The organism is Burkholderia sp. LMG 13014, assembly GCF_905232215.1.
Taxonomy (GTDB): domain Bacteria; phylum Pseudomonadota; class Gammaproteobacteria; order Burkholderiales; family Burkholderiaceae; genus Burkholderia.
Genome location: NZ_CAJNKE010000460.1, coordinates 1 through 4,775 on the forward strand (window position 1 = coordinate 1; position 4,775 = coordinate 4,775).

5 protein-coding genes and 1 pseudogene are annotated in these 4,775 nt (G+C 63.1%); 2 read left to right on the forward strand and 4 right to left on the reverse strand.

Annotation, left to right across the window (positions count from 1 at the left end; translation table 11 throughout):
* Positions 1-200, forward strand: a pseudogene (locus JYJ84_RS28615) (hypothetical protein); the annotation flags it as partial.
* Between the two features lie 89 nt (positions 201-289).
* On the opposite strand, the gene ftsB reads toward JYJ84_RS28615, so the two are convergent.
* The 4 genes from ftsB to JYJ84_RS28635 all read right to left on the reverse strand — a co-directional run bounded on the left by ftsB (position 290) and on the right by JYJ84_RS28635 (position 4,642).
* On the reverse strand, positions 290-715 hold the full coding sequence (gene ftsB / locus JYJ84_RS28620) for a cell division protein FtsB (RefSeq protein ID WP_122945775.1): 426 nt from the start codon (positions 713-715) through the stop codon (positions 290-292).
* Positions 716-796: 81 nt separating this feature from the next.
* Positions 797-2,080, reverse strand: coding sequence for a phosphopyruvate hydratase (gene eno / locus JYJ84_RS28625; protein ID WP_011352544.1), 1,284 nt, complete (start codon positions 2,078-2,080; stop codon positions 797-799).
* Positions 2,081-2,186: 106 nt separating this feature from the next.
* On the reverse strand, positions 2,187-3,041 hold the full coding sequence (kdsA, locus tag JYJ84_RS28630) for a 3-deoxy-8-phosphooctulonate synthase (RefSeq protein WP_085039266.1): 855 nt from the start codon (positions 3,039-3,041) through the stop codon (positions 2,187-2,189).
* A gap of 2 nt (positions 3,042-3,043) precedes the next feature.
* The gene (locus JYJ84_RS28635) at positions 3,044-4,642 is read right to left on the reverse strand and encodes a CTP synthase (RefSeq protein ID WP_240201911.1); all 1,599 of its coding nucleotides are present in this window, start codon (positions 4,640-4,642) and stop codon (positions 3,044-3,046) included.
* Between JYJ84_RS28635 and JYJ84_RS38000 the strand changes: the two genes are divergently transcribed.
* Positions 4,529-4,775 (forward strand): hypothetical protein (locus JYJ84_RS38000; protein WP_240201912.1); only part of this gene is annotated, 247 nt, incomplete at its 3' end. The two genes, JYJ84_RS28635 and JYJ84_RS38000, sit on opposite strands and share 114 nt — an antisense overlap.

A 4,775-nucleotide genomic window follows, 5' to 3' on the forward strand; every position in this document is an offset into this window, starting at 1 on the left:
GCGCCGAACGCAAGCGCTATGACGAGATCGACCAGCAGGTGCTGCGCGAACAGAACAGTGCGATCGCAGCCGAGGCAGCGGCGCGCGCATGGGCCTATTACTCGCCGCCGCCCGTCACCGTCTACGGCGGGTATTACGGCGGATGGGGCAATCGCTGGGGCACGGGTATCAGCTACGGCTACCCGGGATGGTGGTGGTGAGCGTGCATCGCTCAGTCGATTGACTACCGGCAGGAAATAAAAAAGCGCGGCATTTCCCGCGCTTTTTCAATGGATTCGAGCAACCGCACTCAGTGATGCGCGGCCTTGCCTTTGTCGCCGCCATGATGCCGCGACGGCTTCGCGATCGACTGCGGATTCGGCACGACACGCACCGGCGCCGCGGAGACGGTGCCGCGCGTCGAGGTATTCGACGGCGTGTTGTTCAGCGGCACGGCCGGCGCATTCGGTGACACGAACTGCACGAACACCTCGCCGTCCTTCACCATGCCCATCTCGTAGCGCGCGCGCTCCTCGATGGCCGCAGTGCCGCTCTGCAGATCCTGCACTTCGCCGGCGGTGCGCTCGTTGCGCAGCTTCTCGTCCGCATTCTTCTGAAGCTGGTCGTCAAGCTGCTGACGCAATTCGTGCACCCGCAGCCAGCCGCCGTGTCCCCACCATAGGGGGTACTGAATGAGCGCCAGCAAGGCAATCAGGACGACAGTGACAAGCCGCATGTAAGAACCGCAGATATAAGAAGCGCCGCTCCGCGCACGTGCACAGAGCGGCGTCGATATGACGAACCCGATAGTAGCGCGTTAGCGCAGGTTATAGAAAGCCGATTTACCCGGGTAGCTTGCGATGTCGCCGAGATCTTCCTCGATGCGCAGCAGCTGGTTGTACTTCGAGATACGATCGCTACGCGACAGCGAACCCGTCTTGATCTGACCGGCGTTCAGGCCGACCGCGATGTCCGCGATCGTCGAATCTTCCGTTTCGCCCGAGCGGTGCGAGATCACGGCCGTGTAGCCGGCGCGCTTCGCCATCTCGATTGCCGCGAACGTTTCGGTCAGCGTACCGATCTGGTTGATCTTGATGAGGATCGAGTTCGCGATGCCCTTCTCGATGCCTTCCTTCAGGATGCGCGTGTTCGTGACGAACAGGTCGTCGCCGACCAGCTGCACCTTCTTGCCGAGGCGGTCGGTCAGCAGCTTCCAGCCTTCCCAGTCGCTTTCGTGCATGCCGTCCTCGATCGACACGATCGGGAACTTGTCGGCGAGCGTCGCGAGGTAGTCGGTGAATTCGGCCGACGACAGTTGCAGGCCTTCACCCGCGAGCTGGTACTTGCCGTCGTGGTAGAACTCGGATGCTGCGCAGTCGAGCGCGAGCAGCACGTCTTCGCCCGCACGATAGCCGGCTTTCTCGATCGCCTGCAGGATCGTCGACAGGCACTCGTCGTTGCTGCCGAAGTTCGGCGCGAAGCCGCCTTCGTCACCGACTGCCGTGCTCATGCCGCGGTCGCTCAGGATCTTCTTCAGTGCGTGGAACACTTCCGCGCCGCAACGCAGGGCTTCACGGAACGTCGGCTGGCTCACCGGGACGATCATGAATTCCTGGATGTCGAGGCTGTTGTTCGCGTGCGCGCCGCCGTTGACGATGTTCATCATCGGCACCGGCAGTTGCATTGCGCCCGAACCGCCGAAGTAGCGGTACAGCGGCAGGCCTGCCTCTTCGGCAGCTGCCTTCGCGACGGCCATCGACACGGCCAGCATCGCGTTCGCGCCGAGGCGCGACTTGTTGTCGGTGCCGTCCAGCTCGAGCAGCGTCTTGTCGAGGAACGCCTGTTCCGACGCGTCGAGGCCCATGATGGCTTCGGAGATTTCGGTGTTGATATGCTCGACTGCCTTCAGCACGCCCTTGCCGTTGTAGCGGCCGGCTTCGCCGTCGCGCAGTTCGATCGCTTCACGCGAGCCGGTGGACGCGCCCGACGGCACCGCCGCGCGGCCCATCGTGCCCGATTCGAGCAGCACGTCGCATTCGACGGTGGGGTTGCCGCGCGAATCCAGAATCTCGCGGCCGATGATATCTACGATTGCACTCATGGGTTTCCTCTGAGAATGACGATGGATTCTTCAAACTGCGACGGCGCGCGCGCCTGAACCGCTTTCGCTACAGACGCGCGAAACCGTCGCAAGGTTCATTCGATCTTTAATTGAAATCGTTTTCCAGGAACGGATTGCGCTTCACCGCCTGGTCGAGCGTGACGAGAGTCTCCAGCAGCGCACCCATCCGGTTCAGCGGCACCGCGTTCGGGCCGTCCGACTTTGCCTCGGCCGGATTCGGGTGCGTTTCCATGAAGAGGCCCGCGACGCCCGTCGCGACCGCCGCCCGTGCGAGCACCGGCACGAATTCGCGCTGGCCGCCCGAGCTCGTGCCCTGCCCGCCCGGCAGCTGCACCGAGTGGGTCGCATCGAACACGACAGGCGCGCTCGTCTCGCGCATGATCGCGAGCGAACGCATGTCCGACACGAGATTGTTGTAGCCGAACGAGACACCGCGCTCGCACGCCATGAAGCGGTCTTCCGACAGCCCCGCCTCACGGGCCGCTTCACGCGCCTTGTCGATCACGTTCTTCATGTCGTGCGGCGCGAGGAACTGGCCCTTCTTGATGTTGACGGGCTTGCCCGAGCGCGCGCACGCATGGATGAAATCGGTCTGGCGGCACAGGAACGCCGGCGTCTGCAGCACGTCGACGACCGACGCGACCTGCTCGATCTCTTCGATCGAGTGCACGTCGGTCAGCACCGGCAGGCCGAGCTGGCGCTTCACCTCGGACAGGATCCGCAGGCCCTCGTCCATTCCGAGGCCACGGAACGACTTGCCCGAGCTGCGGTTCGCCTTGTCGTAGGACGACTTGTAGATGAACGGAACGTTCAGCTTCGCGCAGATCTCCTTCAGGCGGCCCGCCGTGTCGATCGTCATTTGCTCCGATTCGACGACGCAGGTACCCGCGATCAGGAAGAAAGGCTTGTCGAGACCGACCTCGAAATCGCACAGCTTCATGCTTACACTCCGCGCGCTTGCTTGTTGGCAAGCGCAGCTTCGACGAACGACTTGAAGAGGGGATGACCGTCACGCGGCGTGGACGTGAATTCCGGGTGGAACTGGACGCCGACGAACCACGGGTGCATCGAACGCGGCAGTTCCATCATTTCCGGCAGATCCTCGCTCGGGGTACGGGCGCTGATGATAAGGCCGCCGGCTTCGAGCTGGGGCACGAAGCGGTTATTGACTTCATAACGGTGGCGATGGCGCTCGTTCACGTCCTTGCCATAGATCTCTTCGGCCATCGTGCCGGGCTTGATCGGGCAACGCTGCGAGCCGAGGCGCATCGTGCCGCCAAGGTCGGATTCCTCGGTGCGCGTCTCGACCTTGCCGTCGCGGTCGTACCACTCGGTGATCAGCGCGACCACGCGTTCCGGCGTGTCCGGCTCGAATTCCGTGCTGTTCGCCTGCTTCAGGCCGACGACGTCGCGTGCGAACTCGATCACCGCGAGCTGCATGCCGAGGCAGATGCCGAGATACGGCACCTTGGCTTCACGCGCATAGCGGATCGCCGCGATCTTGCCTTCCGTGCCGCGACGGCCGAAACCGCCCGGCACCAGCACGGCGTCGAGGTGCTTCAGGCTGTCGACACCGTTCGCCTCGATCTCTTCCGAGTCGATGTATTCGATGTTGACCTTGGTCGACGTGTGCAGCGATGCGTGGCGCAGCGCCTCGATCAGCGACTTGTACGACTCGGTCAGGTCGACGTACTTGCCGACCATGCCGATCGTCACTTCGTGCTTCGGGTTCTCGAGCTTCTCGACGAGCTCCGACCACATGCTCAGGTCGGCGTCCTTCGGCGACAGCTTCAGTTCCTCGCAGATGATGCGGTCGAGGCCCTGGTCGTGCAGCATCTGCGGAATCTTGTAGATGCTGTCGGCGTCCCACACCGAGATCACGGCGTCTTCCGGCACGTTCGAGAACATCGAGATCTTCTTCGATTCGTCGTCCGGAATGCGGCGGTCCGCACGGCACAGCAGCACGTGCGGCAGGATGCCGATCTCGCGCAGCTTCTGCACGCTGTGCTGGGTCGGTTTCGTCTTCAACTCGCCGGCCGTCGCGACGTACGGCACCAGCGTCAGGTGCACGAAGCACGCGCTGTTGCGGCCGAGGCGCAGGCTCATCTGGCGCGCGGCTTCGAGGAACGGCAGCGATTCGATATCGCCGACCGTGCCGCCGATCTCGACGATCGCGACATCCGGCTCACCGCAGGTGGCCGACGCGGCCCCGCGCTCGATGAACGCCTGGATTTCGTTCGTGATGTGCGGGATGACCTGCACGGTCTTGCCGAGATAGTCGCCGCGGCGTTCCTTGCGGATCACCGATTCGTAGATCTGGCCGGTCGTGAAGTTGTTGGCCTTGCGCATCTTCGTGCTGATGAAGCGCTCATAGTGGCCGAGGTCGAGGTCGGTCTCCGCTCCATCTTCCGTCACGAACACTTCGCCGTGCTGGAACGGGCTCATCGTGCCGGGGTCGACGTTGATGTAGGGATCGAGTTTGAGGAGGGTGACTTTCAGACCGCGCGATTCGAGGATCGCGGCGAGGGAAGCGGCGGCAATACCCTTGCCAAGGGAAGAAACTACGCCGCCGGTGACGAAAACATATTTGGTCATCGCTGGATGCTCGCGGGAAAAACGGATTATACCGTAAAGCCCGCCCTTCTCTCAGCAATTGACTCGATGATCGCGCCCT